Here is an 18,912-nt window from a genome sequence, read left to right as displayed (position 1 = left end):
GACCGCTACGCGGTGTTCCAGCCCTGCCACGGAACCGCGCCCGACATCATGGGACAGGGCAAGGCCAATCCCACCGGCATGATCCTGTCGGCCGCCATGATGCTGGACTGGCTCGCCGACAAGCACGGCGTGGAGAGCGCGGCGGAAGCGGCCGAAACCATCGAGCGCGCGGTGGACCAGGCCTATGCCGGCGGCATCAGGCCGACGGAGTTCGGCGGCAGCAACGGTACCGCCGACATCGCCAACGCGGTGCTCGCGGCCTTGTAGAGATCAATTCGTCGTCGCCGGTTCGAGGCGACCGACGCAGAGCGCGGTCGCCGACCGGATCATCGAATGAGATCGCTGCAGAAGCGGGCCTTCTTCACCTCGCCCCGCTTGCGGGGAGAGGTCGAAATGCGCGCGAAGCGCGGATTTCAGGTGAGGGGGACTCTCCGCGAGTCGTAGAGTCACCGTCTTCGCGGATGCAGCCCCTCACCCCAACCCTCTCTTTGTAAGAACGGAGCGAGGGAGCACATCTCCTTCGCGGTCCGCAACGAGTTCATCACCTGTTCACCGCCCCCTGAACTGCGGCTTGCGCTTCGCCATGAAGGCCTGGCGGCCCTCACGAAAATCTTCGCTGTCCATGCAGGCGGCGCCGATCGCCTTGATCGCGTCCATGTCGCGCCGGCTTTCGTCCTTCAGCACCTCGCGGATGGTGATCTTCGCCGCCTGGATCGCGAGCGGCGCGTTGTCGGAGATGGTGCGGGCGATCTCCATGGTGGCGCCCCAGAGCTCGTCGGCGGGCATCACGCGCTCGACGAGCCCGATGCGCAGCGCCTCCGCCGCATCGATCCGCATGCCCGTATACATCAGGAGCCGCGCCCATGACGGGCCGACCAGCGAGACCAGGTGGCGGAGCCCGTCATAGCCGTAGGCGATGCCGAGTCTTGCGGCGGGAATGCCGAACTGGCTGTCGGCGGAGGCGATGCGGATGTCGGCGAGCATCGCCACCTGCATGCCGCCGCCGAGACAGAAGCCGCCGATGCAGGCGATGGTCGGCTTCGGATAGTCGGCGAGCAGCGCCCGTTGCGCGGCGCTGCGCCGCGAATAATCCTCCGAGGCGGCCGCGTTGTGCCGCGTCGCTTCGAACTGGCTGATGTCGGCGCCGGACACGAAGGCCTTGCCGCCGGCGCCGGTGAGCACCACGACGCGCACGGCGGCATCGTCGCGCAGCTCGCTCAGCGCCTGCCCAAAACCCTCCCACATCTCCAGCGACATGGCGTTGCGCTTGTCGGGATTGTTGAAGGTGACCACGCCGACGCCGTCGATCGCGCTCTTGAGGATCTTGCCGTCGGCGTATGAAATCTCGTTGGGACGTTCTGCCATCGTACACCCGCCTGAAGCCGCAAGGCGCGCAATGTGCGGCTCAACCCCGGCGCCGGTCAACCATGGCGCGGCGCGGGGCCATCGCTACCCTTGCATGACCGGCGGTGCCGCTACTGCGCCAGATGCGCGCCCAGCGGATGGTTGGCGGCATTGCTGAAGAAGGCGGCTTCCTCGGCGGTCGCCTCCAGGAGCTGTTCGTCCTGGCTATAGACGTCGTTGCGGAACTGGATGGTCTGGTCCCTGGTCATCCACGCCGTGAGGTAGATCCAGGCCACCGGGACCCTCTTCGTCATGTGGACCTCCTGGCGCTACCCGGCGGCCGGCGGGCCGGTTGCCTCCAGGTCGCGCCGCTGCCCGGCGGCGAGACGATCATCCAATCCGGCCGCGCCCCCCGACGCGGCGGATTGAAGATCGGTCCGGGTCGGCCGGCGTCAGCCTTCGTTCGCGGCGATCGATTCCATCAGCGAAACGAGCTGGCGCTGCACCGTCTGGTCCTTGATCTTGCTGTAGGCGCGCAGCAGCCGCAGGCTGAAGGCGCTGTCGAGGAACAGCAGGCTCTCGACCTCGCGGGCCTTGTTGTCGCCGTCGTAGAAGAAGGTCACGGGCACATCGAGCGCCGAAGCGATCTGCTGGAGCCGGGCCGCGCCGACGCGGTTGACGCCCTTCTCGTATTTCTGCACCTGCTGGAAGCTGACGCCAAGCTTGTCGCCGAGCTCGGCCTGCGAGATCTTCATCTCGACGCGCCGCAGCCGGATTCGTTTGCCGAGTTCGATGTCGGGCTTGCCGGCACTGCGCTGCTTCATTCTCTTCGCCGCTGATTTGTTCATACTTTCTCACCGTTCTTCGGTTGAAGACCCCCCGAAGAGTTGGGTCAGGGGTTCGCCCACGTCCTTGAATTCGCGCGGATGCACGAATTCATCCTTGAACCACGGGAAGCGCGCCGGATTGAAGGCGTCGAGCAGCCAGTCGATCATGTGCCGCACGCGCGGAATCCGGCCGCTACCGGGATGGTAGGACAGCCAGATGTCCAGCGGTCGGTTCAGCTCGACTTCCAGTGGAATCAACTTTCCGCCGAGCGCGCAGGCGTAGCTCGGGAAGACGCCGATGCCGGCACCGTTCGCCACCGCCCAATAGTTGGCGCTCGAGACGTTGGTCTTCATGACCAGGAGGTCGCGCTCGGCAACGCCCGGAAAGAAGCTCGCAAAGGTTTCCTTGGCGGCGATCTGGTCGGCGAATTGCAGCACAAGGCGATGCTTGATCAATTCCGCCGCCGTGCGCGGCGCGCCGAATTTCTCGACGTATTTCGGGCCGGCCCAGAACATCAGATGCATGCGGCCGAGCCGCACCAGCTTGATGTCGAGCGCGGACGGCCGCGACAGATGGATGGCGACGTCGGCCTCGTGCCGCGAGACGTCGGCCGAGCGCATCGCGCAGTGCAGGTCGACGAGGATGTTGGGATGGGCCTGCTGGAATTCGACGATGCGCGGGGCGAGCCAGAACGTGCCGAGCCCCTCGGTGACGGCGACCCGGACCTCGCCGGTCGTGGCGCCGGCGACCGTGTCGCTGGCGCGCAGCACGTCGAAGGTGGCGGCTTCCATCCGCTCGACCGCCGACGCGACCACGGCGCCTTCGTCGGTGAGGTGGGTGCCGTGAACGTCGCGGGTGAACAGGGTGGCGCCGATCTGGCGCTCGAAATCGTCGATCCGCCGCCGCACCGCATTGATCGACAGGGACAGGCGCTCGGCGGCGGAGCGGAAGCTGCCGCTGCGCACGACCTCAAGGAAGATCCGCGCGGCATCCCAATCCGAGAGGCCGCCGAGGATCGCCTTCTGGCGTTCTTCTGAAGGAACGCCCCTTTCCGCCAAGAGGTGCATACAAGTCCTTTCGGCCCGCTAAACTGGCAGAATCTTGGGCAAACCACAACCACTGCGAGTTGGGGGGCGAGCGGTTTTGAACGCCTTCCTTACCGCCTCAGGGGTGTTGGGTGGCCAAAGAGCGGGAATCGGGCAGGGTATCGCCCGGATGAGGGCCAATCGCGTGCGTTCCGTTGCGATCCTTGAGGCGGCTGCGGAGGTATTTGGTTCCTGCCAGAAGCGGAAACCGGTGTGCCGCCGAACGCTACGGCCAGGCCGGACCAGGTCGCAAAGCCGATGGACGGGCGCGCCGCCTGGCGGGCGGGCAAGTGCGTCGAGCCCAGGCCGCACGGTCCGACTTTCATCGACGGCCCGGCGCGTCATCGTCTTGGAAGCGACGCCTTCCGATCGCATTGATCTGAAATCGTGTTCGAGGGCCCGGAATCGTCGTGCTATCCTTGCCGGCGAATGCGGGCCGCGGGGAGCGCTGCCACCCCTATTCTTGACAGGCTGAAATCACGGAAAGAACGCCGGTGTCGCATTCAGATGAACAATTGCATTCCGTCCTGGAAACGCTCGAGGAGTGCCGAAAGGTCCTCAGCGAGAACGAGGGCCGCGAGACGGCCGAGCTGCTGTCGATCGTCATCCTCGACCTGAGGATGAGGCTCAGGGGCATCGCCAATGCCGAGTTGCGGGCCTTGTGCGACGAGATATTGCGGGGCATTGGCAGCGGAGAAGCGACGTCGGCGCCCAAGCCCGCCCAGGATCAGCCCCGGCGTCCGCTGCTCCGCGTGGTGAAATAGCCGCGCGCCCCGACACGCTCCCGCTTTCGCGACTGCCGCGCGCGCCGCGGTGCCGCAGCTGTGATCGCGGGAGGCCCGGCGCGGCGGCCGCCGCAGCCTCCCGTCGGTTGCGCATTCCCCTGCATCGGCTACACCAGTGCCGTTTTTGACCCGGATCGTCGTGCGCACCCGTTTGCGTGCCGTTCGGCCACAGATGGTACCGACTGCATCATGCAAAATGTTTCGATTCCGGCGGCGCTGATTGCCGGCCTCGTCAGCTTCCTCTCGCCCTGCGTGCTGCCGCTGGTCCCGCCCTATCTGGTCTATCTGACCGGCGCCACGATCGAGCATGTCGAGAGCGACGAGCCGGCCGAGAACTCGCGGCGGGCGATCATGATGTCGGCCGCGCTGTTCGTGCTGGGGTTCTCGACCGTCTTCATCGCGCTCGGCGCCAGCGCCTCGCTGATCGGCGGGCTGATCCGCGCCTGGTCGGCGGAACTCTCCATTCTCGCGGGCGTGGTCATCATCCTCATGGGCCTGCACTTCCTCGGGCTCACCCGCATCAGCCTCCTGATGCGGGAGGGACGCCTGCCGATCCCGAAGCCGGTCGGGTTGTGGGGCGCCTATGTCATGGGGCTCGCCTTCGCCTTCGGCTGGACGCCCTGCATCGGACCGATCCTCGCCGCGATCCTCTCGATCGCCGCGGCGGAGGCCACCGTGACCAAAGGCGCCGGCCTGCTTGCGGTCTATTCCGCGGGCCTCGGCATTCCCTTCCTGATCGCGGCCTTCATGGTCGAGCAGTTCTCGACCCTGTTCGCGCGCCTGAAGGGCCATCTCGTCAACGTCGAGCGGGCGATGGGCGTGCTGATGGTGGTCACCGGCGTCGGCTTCCTCACCGGCGCCATTTCCAACGTCAGCATCTGGCTGCTCGAGGCCTTTCCGATGCTGCAGTCGATCGGCTGAAGCACGATCCGGAAAAGTGCAAAGCGGTCTTCCGAAAAATCTTGCTCAAACAATAACCTGAAGCGCGATGACGATTCTTCCAAATCTCGTCGCGCTTAGGCCTCTTGATTCGGTCGGCGCGAAGCTGGCGCCGACCGAGTTCACATTGCTCGCATCAAGGCTTGAAGACGTAGCCCGTTCCGATCGCGGCCTGCTCCGGGATCGGCGGAAGGTCGGCGAACAGTTCGGGATGATCCTTCATCACCTTCAGGATGTACTTCGGTTCGATATGGGCATTGACGTCGAAGGTCGACTTGATGATCCCGAGCCGGGACAGCCGGTCTTCGGCCCCGTAAAGCGCGCGGTAGTTGTTCGCCGACAGACGACGATCGGCCTGCTGGATGTTGAACTGCATGGCCGCCTCGGCGATCTCCTGCTTGAGGCCGGGAATCCAGCGCGTCGCCACCTGTGCCGCTTGCTTCGGATTCTTGCGCATCCACTGATCGGCCTCGGAGACGGCGGCGAGGAATTTCTCGATCGTCTCGCCGTTCGCCTGCACCCAGGGGCGCAAGGCGACGTTGAAGCCGATATAGGAGATCACGTCGCCGCCACGAATGATCTCGACCGCGCCCGGCACGTCCTTGCCGGCGACGATCGGCCAGGGGTCCCATCCCGAGAAAGCGTCGATGCCCTTCGCCAGCAGTGCGACCGTCATGTCCGGTGGAGGGGTGTTGACCAGCGTCACGTCGTCGGGCTTCAGCCCGGCCTTCTCCAGCGTCGCAAGAATGTAGAGATGGTTGATCGTTCCGAAGGAGGCCGCGATCTTCTTGCCTTTCAGAGTCGAGAGGTCGCCCTTGACGATCCCCGAGCCTTCGCGTGCGACGATCGCCATGGTGGCATCGGAGCCGGCCTTGGTGGCGTTGCCGCTGTAATTGCCGAGTGCGACGAGGTCCATGCCGCGCAGCACCGCACCGATCATGGGTACACCGACCTGAACGATCTCGCTCTCGCCGGCCTGCAGCGCGTTCAGCGCGTCCACGCCGGTTGCGTAGGGGCGGGCGATGGCGACATCGAGGCCGTTCTTCTCGAAGAAGCCGCGCTCGAGCGCGATCGGCAGGCCGATCTGGTCGATTCCGGTCACCATGCCGGCCTTGAGTTTGGTGAGCGTCTGCGCGCCGGACGGCGTCCAGCCCAGCGCAAGCGCCATCGCAAGCAGTAACAATCGTTTCATATCCTAGCCTCCCTCTCTTATCGGCCCCACCGCAGTCACCCAGTAAGGCCGGGCCACAGCCTTGAGGTCCGTTCGTTTGACGCCACGCAGATCAATCGAGTGGTCGTCCGTGCCTGAGACCCTTCCGTATTGCTGGAACGCCAGAACGTGAAAGCGCTCCGGCGTAAACGGCAGCTCGACCTGCACATTCACCTTTTCGGAGTTCCCAGCGAGCTCGGGCGAGATCTTGCCGGGCGCCGCGAGCGTCAGCCAAAGCTGGAAGAGCGCCCAGGCGGCGATGACGCCGAGCACGACGCGGCCCTTGGTCGAGCGCAGGGTTTCCGACACCAGGTTCATGCCGTGCGCACCATCTGCAGCACGCGCGCAGAGAGCTGCTTGAACTTGTCGTCCTTCACGAGTTCGTCCCAGACCCGCGGCCGAGGCAGGTCGACGTCGATCTGTTCGAGGACGCGTCCCTTGGACAGCACGACGACGCGATTGGCCAGGAATACCGCTTCGGGCACGTCGTGGGTAATGAAGATGACGGTCGGCTTACGTTCCTGCCAGATGCGCGTCAGCTCCTCCTGCAACGTCATGCGCGTCTGGGCGTCGACGCTGGCGAACGGCTCGTCCATCAGCAGGACGTCGGGATTGTTGGCGAGCGCCCGGACCACGCCGACGCGCTGCTGCATGCCGCCGGACAATTCGGCGGGGTAGCGATTGGCTGCGTGTGAAAGGCCGGCCAGCGCGAGATATTCGCGTGCGATGCGGTCGCGCTCCGCCTTGGGCACCCCCCGCATTTTCGGACCGAAGCCGACATTGTCGAGCACGGTCTTCCAGGGAAACAGCGCGAACGACTGGAACACCACGCCGCGTTCCGGTCCAGGGCCGTGCACGGGCTTGCCGTCGAGCAGGATCTCGCCGTTCGAGTGCGGGATGAAGCCGGCGATCATGTTGAGGATGGTCGTCTTGCCGCAGCCGGATGGGCCGACGACGGAGACGAATTCGCCTGGCTCAACATCGAGTGAGACATCGTGAACGGCGGTTACATGCGCCCCGGCGTAAGGGTCGAAATAGGTCTTGCCGAGATTGCGCAACGAAAGCGTCTTCATGACGTCACCAATCCCCAGCGCTGGCCGGTTGCGCGCTCGAGCGGCGCGAGAATCCAGGCGTCCACGACGTACCAAAGCAGCCCCAGAACGATCATGCCGAGCAGAATCTCGACCGTTGAGCCGGCGCGGCGTGCATCGAACATCATGAATCCGATGCCGCTGGTTCCGACGATCATCTCGACCGCGATGAGCGCGCGCCAGCCATAGCCGAGCCCGTTGCGCAGGCCCGTGATGATGTTGGGCAGCGCGCCCGGCAGTGTCACTTCCCACAGCACGCGCGCCGGAGACGCGCCGAGGCTGCGCGCGGCGCGCGCCAGATCCCGCGGCACCGATTCCACGCCGAGCACGGTATTGAGAACGACCGGAAACAGCACCGTGTAGACGATGACGAAAGTCATGGTCGTAAGTCCGAAGCCGAACCAGATCAGCAGGATCGGCAGCCAGGCGATATCGCCGATCGCCTGGAAAAACAGGAGGATCGGCCAGCAGATGCGATGAGCCCAGCGGCTGGTGCCGATCAGGACGCCGAGCGGAATCCCGAGCGCCATGCCGACGGCAGCGCCGGTGAGCAGGCGGATCAGGCTGTCCTGGAGATAATCCGGCAGGATGCCCTTGTAGGTCAGCGTGAAGAACGAGCGGACGACGTCGAGCGGTCCGGGAAAGAACGCGCGCGGAAACAGCCCAGCCTCGCTGATCGCGGTCCATAGTGCGAGCACCGGGATGAAGGGGATGATGGCGGCGACCCCGGGCCATCGCCGGGTCAGACGCGTGTAGCCGCTCCAGAATTGCAGCAGCAAATTCATGTGCGCCTCACCATTCCCCAGCGCTCGATCGTAGCGCGTTCCAGCGGAACCAGCAGCAATCGGTCGATCAGCAGCCACAACACGCCGATCACGATCATGCCGAACACGATCACTTCCGTGCGGTAGAAGTCGCGCGCGACGAACAGCATGTAGCCAAGCCCGACATTGGTCGCGATCATCTCGGCGGCAATCAGTCCGCGCCAGGCGAAGCCGAGGCCAGTGCGGATGCCGGTGACGATGTTCGGGAGGGCGCCGGGCAGCAGCACTTCGGTCAGCAGCGCCCGGCGGCCGGCTCCGAGAGAGGCTGCCGCGTTGCGCAGCGTCTGGGGGATCATCCTGACGCCGAGCAGCGTGTTGTAGGCGACGACGAAAAACACCGCATTGAAGATGACGAAAACGATGGCGCCGAAGCCATAGCCGAACCATAGCGTGGCAATCGGGATCCAGGCGATGCCGGCGAGCACGGAGAAGAAGCGGAACAGCGGCGTCAAGAAGGCGGCGACGGTCGGGCTGACGCCCATGGCAATTCCGAGCGGCACCGCTGTCGCGATACCGATCAGCGTGCCGAGGCCGACGCGCAGAAGGCTTGCACCGATATGCGCGAACAGGCTGCCGTCACGGATCGAATCGATCGCCGCGCCGCCGACCGCTCCGAGGGATGGAAAGATGCGCGGGTTGATCTGAAACAACGGCACGACGATGGCCCAGACCGCCACCAGCAGGAGCAACGGCGCAACAAACGTCGCAGCTTCCGCCAGCGAGTCGATGCCGCGCATGAGTCGAGGCGATCGCACCTTCAGACTGCCGGTCACCTGCATTCCACCTCCCGGATGATCCGCGATGCCATGCCGGCACTAATGCTGGTCACGACGTCATCGATCCCGATGGGTCGAGTCCTTCACGATGCATGGTGCTTTCTCCCGTTTACGCTCGTATTCCGTTTCGACGTCCCCGTGGTCTTCCGGGCCGCCCTTGGTTCGGCGGCTGCGATGGTCGTCGTCCGGCTCGCAAGCTTGAACTTCGTGTAACCGAGTACCTGCTCCATCGCGGCCCGCGCCTTTTCGGCATCGCCGCTCTCGATGGCGCGCGCGGCCGCCACATGGTTCGGCAGGTTGTCCTTGAACCAGCCGGCGCTGCCGATGGCGACGAGGAAGACCGTGCTCAAGATAGTATCGATCGCGCCGCGGAAGCCTTGCAGCACCGGGTTGTGCGTCGCGTCCAGGATCGCGAGATGAAAGGCCTTGTCCGCCGCGGTCGCGCTCGACTGATCCTGCGCGGCCTCCATCGCGGCCAGCGCCGTCTTGATGCGCCTGCGGTCATTCTTGGTGGCGCGCTCGGCGGCGAGCGCCGCCGCCGCCGGCTCGATGATCGAACGGACCTCCTGGACAGCAAGGAGAAGGTCCCGGTCCGGCTCGTCCTGACCGACAAGCCAGCCGAGGACGTCGCGATCGAGCAGGCTCCATTCATGGCGCGGCAGCACGTGTGTGCCATGCCGGGGGCGGACGCTCACCAGTCCCTTCGCCGCGAGCGTCTTGATCGCCTCGCGCACCACGCCGCGGCCGACACCGAACCGCGCTTCGAGCTCCGGCTCCGGAGAGAGCGCCGAGCCGACCGGAATGATATCCTGGACGATTTCGCGGCCGAGCGTGGTCAGCACGGTGCGTATCCGGCCGGGCTTGACCAGTCTGTCGACGGACTTCGGCCGTGTGCTGGCCACCCGCTTTCCTCCTGGATCCGGCGTGCTCCCGCCGGTTGTTGACGGAAGGCTAGCACGGTCGGAGAGGCGCGACAATCATCCGATGTTAAACATCAGATGATTGCCTGCGCCCCGCCGCAGGCCATGAGCGTGCTGATGGTGGTCACCGGCGTCGGCTTCCTCACCGGCGCCACCGCCGACGTCGGCATCTGGCTGCTCGAGACCTTTCCGATGCTGCAGTCGATCGGCTGAACGTCGGGACTCCGACGTTCGGTCGATGCGTCGTCATTCCGAGGCGTCGCGAAGCGGCGAGCCACGGAATGATGAAATGAACCGTCCGAGACAAGACACTTGAGCTCGATCCGGAAGAGCGCGCTCGAACCAGGTCGTGAAGCCATGGATCCGCCGACAGGACAGCTCGCCAGCGACTGGATTCGCAGCAGATCGAAATGGCGCGATGGGCCACGAGCAGAAGTGCCTTAAACGGGCTAGGCCATTTTAATGCGCGCGGCACGAACGAGAGTACTGTTACGCCGATCTGGGCCGCGGTTTGCCTCGACCGGTCGCCTGTGAAGGCGAGCGCCATGCCTCGAGGAGCATCTTGAGAAATTGGTTGGCATGAGGGGATAGCGTCGATCCGTGCCTGCGCACGATTCCGATCGTCCGCGACACTTCCGGCTCGATCAACGGAATGGTGTGGATGATCGGGTGTCCGGCGGTCGGCGTCGCGAGCCTCGGCAGTACGGCGACGCCCAATCCCGCTTCGACGAGACCGAGCGAACCGGAGAGGTGAGCAACCTCATAGGACCAGTTCAGCTGCAGGCCGTGTCGCGCCAGCGCATTGTCGATCAACGCGCGGTTGCCACTGTTGCGGCCGACGGTAATGACCCGGTGCGACACGATCTCTGACCAGCTTACCTGTTTGCGCGGTGCCAACGGATGGTCGTGGCGGCAGGCCAGGACGAAAGGATCTTCAACCAGTTTCTGGAATTCGATTTCGGCGTGCGAAGCACCGATGAAATTGATGCCGAAGTCGGCTTCTCCGCGCGCAACGGCTTCCAATCCCTCATTGGCCCCGATGTCCAGAATCCGGATGCGGATGCGTGGATACGCCTCGGCAAAACGACCGATCGCACGCGGCAGGAAATAGAACACCGCCGTCGGCACCGCAGCGACCGAGACCAGACCTGAACTTCGCGCGCCGATATCGTGGATTGCGAGCACCGAGGTCTCGAACTCGTCGATAAGACGGCGCACCTTCGGCAGGAAGTCGCGGCCGGTCATGGTGAGATTGACGTGACGCGTCGAGCGTTCGAGCAATGGCGCACCGAGGGTTTCTTCCAGCTTCTGAATGCGTCGGCTGAGCGCTGGCTGCGACAGGTTTAGGGCCTTGGCGGTGCGGACAAAGCTTCCAGTCTCCGCGACGGTAATGAACGCCTTAAGGTCGAGCAATTCTGCGTTCATGGCTGGCTCCCATTATACCGAATGGCGCATGAATACTTCAGATATTTGCATTTTACAGAAGAGTTGCAAGAGCCCATGCTCTGTTCGCACGAAGATGTCGCCGAACGGAACAGCTCCAATGAATGATCAGATTGCCATTCCCTGCGTGGTCATGCGTGGCGGCACCTCCCGCGGGCCGTTTTTCCTGACCAGCGATCTCCCGGCCGATCCCAGGGCGCGCGATGCGGTCCTGTTGTCGGTGATGGGGGGCGGGCACGATCTGGGCATCGATGGAATCGGCGGCGGCAATGCCGTCATCAACAAGGTCGCGATCATCGGACCGGCATCGGTCCCCGGCGCCGATGTCGACTACCTGTTTGCGCAGGTGAGGGTGCGTGAAGGGATCGTCGATACGTCGCCGAACTGCGGGAATATGCTGGCGGCGGTGGGACCGTTCGCAATCGAAGCCGGTCTGGTCGTCGCTACCACGGATCGCACCCAGGTGCGCATCCACAACGTCAACACCGGCAAGCTGATTGATGCGACGGTTTCCACCCCTGGCGGGCGGGTGACCTATGAAGGTGAGGCGCGGATCGACGGGGTGCCGGGAACGGCCGCGCCCATCGAACTGTCATTCCCGAACGCGGCCGGCGCACGCACCGGTCGCCTCCTGCCGACAGGACGACCGGTCGACCGTATCGAAGGGGTCGATGTCAGCTGCATCGACGCAGCCATGCCCGTCATGCTGGTCCGTGCGGCGGATTTGGGATGGACCGGCCGTGAGGAGCCTTCGGCGTTCGCCGACAGCGGCTTCCGCGCACGGCTCGAAAACCTGCGCATCGAGGCTGGGCGCCGGATGGGCTTTCCAAACTCCGCGACGATGGTAATTCCGAAGCCGGTCCTGATTGCACCCGCGACGAAGGCAACGTTGAACACGCGGTACTTCATGCCGCACGACTGCCATAGCGCGCTGGCGGTGACCGGCGCGGTCGCGATCGCGACGGCCTGTGTGACACCCGGCACGATCGCGGCTGGGATGGTCGGACCGTTGGCGCCGCCGGTGCCGATCACGCTCGCCCATCCCTCCGGCCAGCTCGTGGTTCGGCTAGAATCCGGCCCGGTGGCCCGGGTGCAGCGGACCGCCCGCCGAATTTTCCAGGGTCACGTCTTCGCCCGGCGAGCGCACGTGCCTCATTCAATCCTGGCGGCCTGAACTCGGTCCGCCTTCATCCATCAAGAAAAATCAGAGCCACGGGAGAAACGAGAATGCACACGCAAGCGCTGGCTGGGTCTCCACGCATCGAGGCGCGAAAGCCATTCTACAGGATTCTCTACGTCCAGGTGCTGATTGGTCTCGTGCTGGGTGTCCTGGCCGGCCATCTCTGGCCTGAGTTTGGTGCCGCGCTGAAGCCCCTGGGAGACGGATTCGTCAAGCTCGTCAAGATGATGATCGCGCCGATCGTATTCTGCACCATCGTGGGCGGCATCAACAGCATCAGCGATTCCCGCGAGGTCGGGCGCACGCTCGTGAAGTCGATGGCGCTGTTCTACCTGCTGACCGCGCTTGCACTGCTGGCTGGACTGATCACCGTTTCGCTGATCCAGCCTGGCGTGGGCATGCATGTGTCCGTCAGTACGCTCGATCCGTCGGTGGCTGCGAAATTCTCAAAGCAGGCAGCTGCGACCGGATTTGCCGACTTCATGCTGCACATCATCCCGCATTCCTTCTTTGGCGCGTTTGCCGATGGCGAAGTGCTGCCGGTCTTGCTGGTCGCCATCCTCATCGCCTTTGGGCTGAGCCGGGCCGGCGACGACGGTGTGGTGGTGACCAGGGCCATCACCTCGTTCTCTCATGTGCTGTTTGTGGCCTTCGGTTTCGTCATGAAGCTTGCTCCGCTCGGCGCCTTTGGCGCCATGGCGTTCACGGTGGGCCGCTATGGCATCCGTTCGATTGGCTCACTCGGACTGCTGATCCTGACATTCTATATCGCCTGCTCCGTCTTCGTGGTCGTCGTGCTTGGAACGCTGGCGCGGCTGAACGGCTTCAGCCTGTGGAAGACCATCCGCTACTTCAAAGAAGAGCTGCTGATCGTGCTCGGCACGTCATCGTCGGAGCCGGCGCTGCCTGGCGCGCTGCGCAAACTGGAGCAACTCGGGTGCCGGAAAGGCGTGTCAGGGCTCGTGCTGCCGATGGGTTACTCTTTCAATCTGGACGGCAGCGCCATCTATCTCACCCTGGCGTCCATCTTCATCGCCCAGGCCTGCGACATTCATCTGTCTTGGGGGCAGATCGCTGCGATGCTCGGGCTGATGCTGCTGACGTCCAAAGGCGCAGCCGGCGTCACCGGTAGCGGCTTCGTGGCGCTTGTGGCGACCCTCTCCGTCATGCCCGACCTGCCCGTGATCGGCGTGGCGCTGCTCGTCGGTATCGACCGTTTCATGTCGGAAGCGAGGGCGCTGACCAGCATGATCAGTAACTGCGTGGCGGCGATCACCGTTTCGCTGTGGGAGAATGCCTGCGACCGTAAAGTGTTGGCCCGTGAGCTGGAACTGAGCGACACTCTCAAGGACGCGGCCGGACCGAAGACCAGCGAGACAAAGGCAGCCCGGAAGGACGCGCCCTGGATCTCGACAACGCAATCGGCTGCTTGAGGGGAGGATATTTGGCCGGGTGAGCTCTTGCGGACGCAGAAGCTTGGCCGGCCGATCGAAACTGGGACGATCCAGATTGTCCGCTGATTCAGCTGTCATTATAGATCGGGCCAAACTCGAGAAGAGTTTTCTGGAATCGGTCGTGCGCGACAAGCTTTTCCCCAGCAGATCGTCGGCAAGAGATGTCCAGCAGTCCGCTTCGGCTCGAAGCGAAAAATAGTCGGCCAAGAGGGCACATTGAACGCACAACCGCCGTGATGGGCTGACGGCGCCGCCTGAGGCATTCGATTGAACGGTCCTTCAACAAGATCGCGCACCGTCGTACCGAAGCGTCCCAGTCTTGGGCAAAGCGCGTCCGTGCGAGCTTCCCGATGATGGCATCATACCCCTGATTTGCCCGACGCGTCAAGTTATTTTCGCAAAATCAGAAACACATTCCATCGTCGCCGGCCACTGTGCATGGGGTTGAACCTCATATTTTGGTGCCGCGGATGCCGGGGCGCGGCGAAGCAGAGTGCGAGGAGTCGACCTGGCGGTCGCGCGCCGGTTCCGTACGGCGCGCCCGCTGTGCTGCGCAGGGCCCTTACAGGTTGCTCTCGGTGATCGCGGCGTAGACCATGGTGCGCAACTCGCGCCGGATCGGGTACGCGCTCGACGGCAGCACCTGGGTCATGAAGATGGTGATCAGCTCCTCGGCCGGATCGATCCAGAACGAGGTGGTGGCGGCGCCGCCCCAATTGTACTCGCCGGGGCTGCCCGCGACCAGCGTCTCGGAGGGGCGCATGGTCACGGCGAAGCCGAGTCCGAAACCGATGCCGTTGTAGGTCGCCTCGCTGAACAGGGAGCGCGACACTTCCGGCAGATCGCGTCCGCCCGGAATGTGGTTGGTGGTCATCAGCGCCAGCGTCTTCGGTCCGATCAGCCTGACGCCTCCGAGCGAGCCGCCATTGATCAGCGCGCGGCAGAAGGTGAGATAGTCGGCGACCGTCGAGCACAATCCGCCGCCGCCGGAGATGAATTCGGGCGGCGACAGGAACGAGCTCTTCGCGGGATCGTCCTGCAGCGTCAGGCCGGCGCGGCGCTGGCCGGCATGGAAGGTGAAGCCGCCCTGCGGGTCGGCGGAATAGCAGGCTGCGAGCCGATGCGCCTTGGCGGCGGGCACGTGGAAATCGGTGTCCGTCATGCCGAGCGGATCGAGGATGCGTTGCTTGAGGAACTGCTCGAACGGAATGCCGGAGATCTTGCCGACGAGGTAGCCGAGCACGTCGGTCGACACCGAGTAGTTCCAGGAATCGCCGGGCGAGAACTCCAGCGGGATTTTTGCCAGATCCTCGATCATGCTCTGCAGCGTGCCGGCCTTCTCGACCTCGCCGATCTTCTTCTCGCGATAGCCGGCGTCGACATTGGAGCGCTGCTGGAAGCCGTAGGTGAGGCCCGAGGTGTGCCTGAGCAGGTCGATGATCTGCATCGGGCGGCTCGGCGGCCGGGTCAGGAAGTTCGGCGCCGTGCCGGCGACGAACACGCCGAGATCCTTCCACTCGGGAATGTATTTGTGCACGGGCTCGTCGATCGCGACGAGACCCTCCTCGACCAGCATCATGAACGCGACGCTGGTGAGGGGCTTGGTCATGGAGTAGATGCGAAAGATGGTATCGTCCTTGACCGGCACCTTGCGCTCGACGTCGGCAAGGCCCTGAACCGAATTGTGCACCACCTTGCCGCGGCGATAGACCAGGAGCTGCGTGCCGGGAAAGCGGCCGGCATCGATGTATCGGTTCTTCAGATGCGCCTCGACGCGGTCGAGCGCAGCCTGGGACATGCCGACGGATTCGGGCGAGGCGGGGGTGGGGGCGAGCATCGGGAACGTTCCTCCGGACGATTTTTTCGCAGACCGTGATAGCCGAAATCGCGGCCTCATTCCAAGCCGGACGCGGCTTAACCCCATCAACTTCCTGGTGTAGGGTCCCGCCCCGGGAAGCGCCGCAACCCGGGGACGCGTCGAAACGCCGGGGACAACGGGACATCAGAGGCATCATGACTCAATTCAGTGAATCCGAACTCACCGAGGCCGTGGTCGAGAGCTTCGACGCCACCCCGGATGCCCGCGCGAAATTCCTGCTGCAGGAGCTCGTGACGTCGCTGCACGACTACGTCCGCAAGACCGGGCTCACCTTCGAGGAATGGGACTATGCGATCGACTTCCTGACCCGCACCGGGCACAAATGCACCGACATCCGCCAGGAGTTCATCCTGCTGTCGGACGTGCTCGGCGTCTCCATGCTGGTGGACGCGGTCAACCACCGCGACCGCGCCGGCGCCACCGAGACCACGGTGCTCGGCCCGTTCTATGTCGGCGAGCACAAGGTGATGCCGCACGGCACCGACATCTCGCCCCGCAACCAGACCGGCGAGAAGATGTTCGTGCAGAGCCGCGTCACTGACAACCACGGCAAGCCGATCGCCGGCGTCCCCGTCGACGTCTGGCACGCCGACAACGACGGCTTCTACGACTCGCAGAAGCCGAACTATGACGAGACCGGCCCCTCGGCGCGGGCGCGCTTCGTCACTGACGCTGACGGCCGCTTTACCTTCCGCACCATCCTGCCCTGCAGCTATCCGGTACCGACCGATGGGCCGGTGGGCGAGATGCTGCTGCAGACCAAGCGTCATCCGATGCGCCCCGCCCACGTGCACTTCCTGGTGAACGCCAAGGGCTACGAGCCGCTGATTACCCACGTGTTCATCGGCGGCGACAAGTACCTGGAGTCCGACGTGGTGTTCGGCGTCAAGGACGAGTTGATCGCAAAAGTCGAGCAGCGCAACGATCCGGCCATGCCCGACGGCACCAAGGCCGCCGCGCCCTGGCATCTGATGACCTACGAATTCCACCTCAAGCCCGGCGGCGGCATCGCGCCGAAGCCGCTGGGGACGAAGGTTGTGGAGACGGCGTGAGGCTGTCCTAGCGGCGGCCGCCGGGGAGGATCGGGGACTCGCCCGGCAGCAAGGGTGAATTGATGTCGCTGTCGATGCGCCCCGGCTGCAGCTGGGAATAGCCGACCCCGAATGACAGGCTGACATTGGGGGCCGGCTGCAATTCGATACCCGCATGCGCGGCATAGCCGGGAACGGTGGCGGAACTGCTGCTGAAGGGCACGAGCGGGCCGCCGAAGCCCGAATTGTACTTCAGGGTGTCGAAGCCGGCATAGAACGTCACGGGTAATCCGCCGGCGGCCTTGAAGTTGTAGCCGAACTGCACGCCTTCGTAGGCGAGCGAGCCGAAATCGCCGAACGCTCCCGCCCGGCTCATGCCGCCCAAGCCGATGCCGCCGGCGTCGCTGCCGACGAACAAGCCGTTGGAGAAGCCGTAGCGCCTGGCGGAGAAGCCCCCGCCGCGGACGTCAGCCGTATCGAAGCCTGGAAAGTTGCCGTACGCGTCCAGGCTCTGGCTTTCGGTCGTACTGCCGCCGAAGCCGAACGGCCCGCCCGGTATCCAATATCTCACGGGCGCAACCTGGGCATCGGCCGCTCGCCCGCCCAGGCAAAGCACCGCAAGAAGGATTGCCAGACTATACTTGCCTGAGCAGACGGACATTCGCGCTACCGTAAGAATAGATATCAGGGAACCCCAGGTCCCCGGATATCACGAAACGCAGCGCGGCGGCAATTTGAGGGCATCTCGACCTTGATGCTGGCGATCGGGGTGCCACGGGGTGGGCTCCCCATGCGCAGGTCGTGAGTCCTCGCCCGAATCGGACTGCGTCTTCACGGGCCGAGGTCGGGCCAGGACGTCGACATAGACGAGCTTGGCTAATTCGAGCAGGAACAGCCGGTTCCTGCGCTTGACGATGCGGGCGAGCAGCTCCGTCTCGCGATAGCTCGGAAAATACATCGTAATATCCGTTGTTTTAAAGAACAGGCTCGACAGAGCGAGCAACGACGTCGCGTCAATGATCTCTGCGGCTCCCAAACGGAGCCGGGCGTCCGGCCTAAAATCTCGCCGGTCGAGGCAATCATAGCGCAAAACAAGCGTGAAAACCCGTCGAATGTCCGAAGCGGCGGTAATTTTTCGATCGGCGTTCGCCGGTTCCGCGCCCATGAAAGAGCGGGTTTCGATCCCGTCTGCCGCAAGCGGGCCCGATCCCGTGCCGCTATCGCGCGTGCAGCAGCGCGAGCAGGGCGACGACCGCGCAGGCCAGCGCGACCGTCGTCAACTTCCAGAACAGCACCGGATTGCGCTCGATCAGTGGCGTCGCCCGCGTGCCGAGATAGGCGGGGTTTGGATTACGCAGATCGAACACGAACTCCGAGAGGTCTTCGTGCCGCTTGGAGGGATCGGGGTGCAGCGCCTTGCGCAGCGCGCCGTCGACCCAGGCGGGAATGTTGCGCTCGTCGTCCTCGGCCGGGCGGTAGCGCAGCTTGCGTGCGTCGGCCCTGCCGCGGATTCTTGCGACCTGCGCGCCGTAGGGCAGCGTTCCCGTCAGCATCTGGTAGCAGATGACCGCGAGGGAAAACATGTCCGAGCGCGGCGAGCCGCCGTCGCCGAGAAAATATTCCGGCGCGGTGTATTGCACGGTCCCGAGGATCTCGTCCGCGGTCTCCTGCGGAGTGGCCTCGGCGACGCCTGCGACCTCGACCGATCCGAAGTCGATGATTTTCGCGGTGCCGGTCCTGTCGATCAGGACGTTGTCGGGACGGAGGTCCTGATGCAGCATCTCCATGCGGTGAAAGGCGCGCAGGCCCGCAGCGATCTGCTCGACGATGCCGCGCACCGTCTCCAGGTCGGGACGGGGATTGTCGATCATCCATTGCCGCAGCGTCTGGCCCTCGACGAATTCGGTCGCGACATAGAGGAAGTTGCGCCGCCGCGACTGCGAGCGCGGCTTCAGCACGTACGGGCTGTCGATGCGGCGCGCGATCCACTCCTCCATCAAAAAGCGCTTCAGATAGGCGGGATCGTTGCGCAGGGGGATCGAGGGAATTTTCAGCGCCACCGGCTCCCCGGTCTCGGCGTCCACGGCGAGATAGATGTGGCTGCGCGAGCTCGCGTGAATCTC

The 18,912-nt window shown here is 64.5% G+C and carries 21 protein-coding genes and 1 pseudogene; 7 read left to right on the top strand and 15 right to left on the bottom strand.

Going from position 1 to position 18,912, the window contains the following annotated elements; all coding sequences use genetic code 11:
* Positions 1-267, top strand: a 267-nt coding sequence (locus KGM94_RS13270) for an isocitrate/isopropylmalate family dehydrogenase (RefSeq protein WP_300259485.1), incomplete at its 5' end; no start/stop codon positions are given.
* Between the two features lie 282 nt (positions 268-549).
* Here the strand turns inward: KGM94_RS13270 and KGM94_RS13265 are convergent.
* The 4 genes from KGM94_RS13265 to KGM94_RS13250 form a co-directional block, all read right to left on the bottom strand.
* The gene (locus tag KGM94_RS13265) at positions 550-1,365 is read right to left on the bottom strand and encodes an enoyl-CoA hydratase (RefSeq protein ID WP_300259483.1); all 816 of its coding nucleotides are present in this window, start codon (positions 1,363-1,365) and stop codon (positions 550-552) included.
* 110 nt (positions 1,366-1,475) lie between these two features.
* Positions 1,476-1,658, bottom strand: a complete 183-nt coding sequence (locus KGM94_RS13260) for a hypothetical protein (RefSeq protein WP_300259481.1) — start codon at positions 1,656-1,658, stop codon at positions 1,476-1,478.
* A 138-nt stretch (positions 1,659-1,796) separates the two neighbouring features.
* Complete coding sequence (locus KGM94_RS13255) at positions 1,797-2,192, bottom strand: helix-turn-helix transcriptional regulator (RefSeq protein ID WP_300259479.1); 396 nt, start codon at positions 2,190-2,192, stop codon at positions 1,797-1,799.
* A 6-nt stretch (positions 2,193-2,198) separates the two neighbouring features.
* Positions 2,199-3,239: a LysR family transcriptional regulator gene (locus tag KGM94_RS13250; protein ID WP_300259477.1), complete on the bottom strand. Its 1,041-nt coding sequence runs from the start codon at positions 3,237-3,239 to the stop codon at positions 2,199-2,201.
* 512 nt (positions 3,240-3,751) lie between these two features.
* Here KGM94_RS13250 and KGM94_RS13245 point away from each other — a divergent pair.
* Together KGM94_RS13245 and KGM94_RS13240 are read left to right on the top strand one after the other, a co-directional pair.
* Positions 3,752-4,021 carry a hypothetical protein gene (locus KGM94_RS13245; protein ID WP_300259475.1) on the top strand — a complete coding sequence of 90 codons (270 nt, stop codon included), beginning with the start codon at positions 3,752-3,754 and terminating at the stop codon, positions 4,019-4,021.
* A gap of 210 nt (positions 4,022-4,231) precedes the next feature.
* Positions 4,232-4,963, top strand: coding sequence for a cytochrome c biogenesis protein CcdA (locus KGM94_RS13240; protein ID WP_300259472.1), 732 nt, complete (start codon positions 4,232-4,234; stop codon positions 4,961-4,963).
* 154 nt (positions 4,964-5,117) lie between these two features.
* Here the strand turns inward: KGM94_RS13240 and KGM94_RS13235 are convergent, their stop codons facing one another.
* From KGM94_RS13235 to KGM94_RS13210, 6 genes are all read right to left on the bottom strand, one after another.
* The gene (locus KGM94_RS13235; RefSeq protein ID WP_300259470.1) at positions 5,118-6,173 is read right to left on the bottom strand and encodes an ABC transporter substrate-binding protein; all 1,056 of its coding nucleotides are present in this window, start codon (positions 6,171-6,173) and stop codon (positions 5,118-5,120) included.
* A 3-nt stretch (positions 6,174-6,176) separates the two neighbouring features.
* Positions 6,177-6,509, bottom strand: a complete 333-nt coding sequence (locus KGM94_RS13230) for a hypothetical protein (RefSeq protein ID WP_300259468.1) — start codon at positions 6,507-6,509, stop codon at positions 6,177-6,179.
* Complete coding sequence (locus KGM94_RS13225) at positions 6,506-7,264, bottom strand: ABC transporter ATP-binding protein (RefSeq protein WP_300259466.1); 759 nt, start codon at positions 7,262-7,264, stop codon at positions 6,506-6,508. Before KGM94_RS13225 ends, KGM94_RS13230 begins: the two co-directional genes overlap by 4 nt.
* On the bottom strand, positions 7,261-8,067 hold the full coding sequence (locus tag KGM94_RS13220; protein WP_300259464.1) for an ABC transporter permease: 807 nt from the start codon (positions 8,065-8,067) through the stop codon (positions 7,261-7,263). Before KGM94_RS13220 ends, KGM94_RS13225 begins: the two co-directional genes overlap by 4 nt.
* The gene (locus KGM94_RS13215; protein ID WP_300259462.1) at positions 8,064-8,843 is read right to left on the bottom strand and encodes an ABC transporter permease; all 780 of its coding nucleotides are present in this window, start codon (positions 8,841-8,843) and stop codon (positions 8,064-8,066) included. Before KGM94_RS13215 ends, KGM94_RS13220 begins: the two co-directional genes overlap by 4 nt.
* Positions 8,844-8,965: 122 nt before the next feature.
* Positions 8,966-9,724: a FadR/GntR family transcriptional regulator gene (locus KGM94_RS13210; protein WP_300259460.1), complete on the bottom strand. Its 759-nt coding sequence runs from the start codon at positions 9,722-9,724 to the stop codon at positions 8,966-8,968.
* A gap of 177 nt (positions 9,725-9,901) precedes the next feature.
* On the opposite strand from KGM94_RS13210, the pseudogene KGM94_RS13205 reads away from it, so the two are divergent.
* Positions 9,902-10,015 (top strand): annotated as a pseudogene (locus KGM94_RS13205) (cytochrome c biogenesis protein CcdA); the annotation flags it as partial.
* 276 nt (positions 10,016-10,291) lie between these two features.
* Here the strand turns inward: KGM94_RS13205 and KGM94_RS13200 are convergent.
* Entirely contained in the window at positions 10,292-11,227 is a 936-nt protein-coding gene (locus KGM94_RS13200; RefSeq protein WP_300259458.1) for a LysR family transcriptional regulator, read from the bottom strand.
* A gap of 118 nt (positions 11,228-11,345) precedes the next feature.
* Here KGM94_RS13200 and KGM94_RS13195 point away from each other — a divergent pair, with 118 nt between their 5' ends.
* Together KGM94_RS13195 and dctA are read left to right on the top strand one after the other, a co-directional pair.
* The gene (locus tag KGM94_RS13195; protein ID WP_300259456.1) at positions 11,346-12,419 is read left to right on the top strand and encodes a 4-oxalomesaconate tautomerase; all 1,074 of its coding nucleotides are present in this window, start codon (positions 11,346-11,348) and stop codon (positions 12,417-12,419) included.
* Between the two features lie 53 nt (positions 12,420-12,472).
* The gene (gene dctA, locus KGM94_RS13190; protein WP_300259454.1) at positions 12,473-13,858 is read left to right on the top strand and encodes a C4-dicarboxylate transporter DctA; all 1,386 of its coding nucleotides are present in this window, start codon (positions 12,473-12,475) and stop codon (positions 13,856-13,858) included.
* Positions 13,859-14,441: 583 nt separating this feature from the next.
* Here the strand turns inward: dctA and KGM94_RS13185 are convergent.
* The gene (locus tag KGM94_RS13185; protein ID WP_300259452.1) at positions 14,442-15,716 is read right to left on the bottom strand and encodes a serine hydrolase domain-containing protein; all 1,275 of its coding nucleotides are present in this window, start codon (positions 15,714-15,716) and stop codon (positions 14,442-14,444) included.
* Positions 15,717-15,892: 176 nt separating this feature from the next.
* Between KGM94_RS13185 and KGM94_RS13180 the strand changes: the two genes are divergently transcribed.
* The gene (locus KGM94_RS13180) at positions 15,893-16,810 is read left to right on the top strand and encodes an intradiol ring-cleavage dioxygenase (RefSeq protein ID WP_300259450.1); all 918 of its coding nucleotides are present in this window, start codon (positions 15,893-15,895) and stop codon (positions 16,808-16,810) included.
* A 7-nt stretch (positions 16,811-16,817) separates the two neighbouring features.
* On the opposite strand, the gene KGM94_RS13175 is transcribed toward KGM94_RS13180, so the two are convergent.
* From KGM94_RS13175 to KGM94_RS13165, 3 genes are all read right to left on the bottom strand, one after another.
* Positions 16,818-17,405 (bottom strand): hypothetical protein, encoded by a 588-nt coding sequence (locus KGM94_RS13175; protein ID WP_366526243.1) that lies wholly within the window; start codon positions 17,403-17,405, stop codon positions 16,818-16,820.
* A 93-nt stretch (positions 17,406-17,498) separates the two neighbouring features.
* Positions 17,499-17,954, bottom strand: a complete 456-nt coding sequence (locus KGM94_RS13170; protein WP_300259445.1) for a hypothetical protein — start codon at positions 17,952-17,954, stop codon at positions 17,499-17,501.
* Between the two features lie 52 nt (positions 17,955-18,006).
* On the bottom strand, positions 18,007-18,912 hold a 906-nt coding region (locus tag KGM94_RS13165; protein ID WP_300259443.1), incomplete at its 5' end, for a serine/threonine-protein kinase.

The sequence above is a fragment of the Bradyrhizobium sp. genome (assembly GCF_028868675.1).
Classification (GTDB): domain Bacteria; phylum Pseudomonadota; class Alphaproteobacteria; order Rhizobiales; family Xanthobacteraceae; genus Bradyrhizobium.
This window is presented reverse-complemented; position numbering and strand designations above follow the sequence as displayed.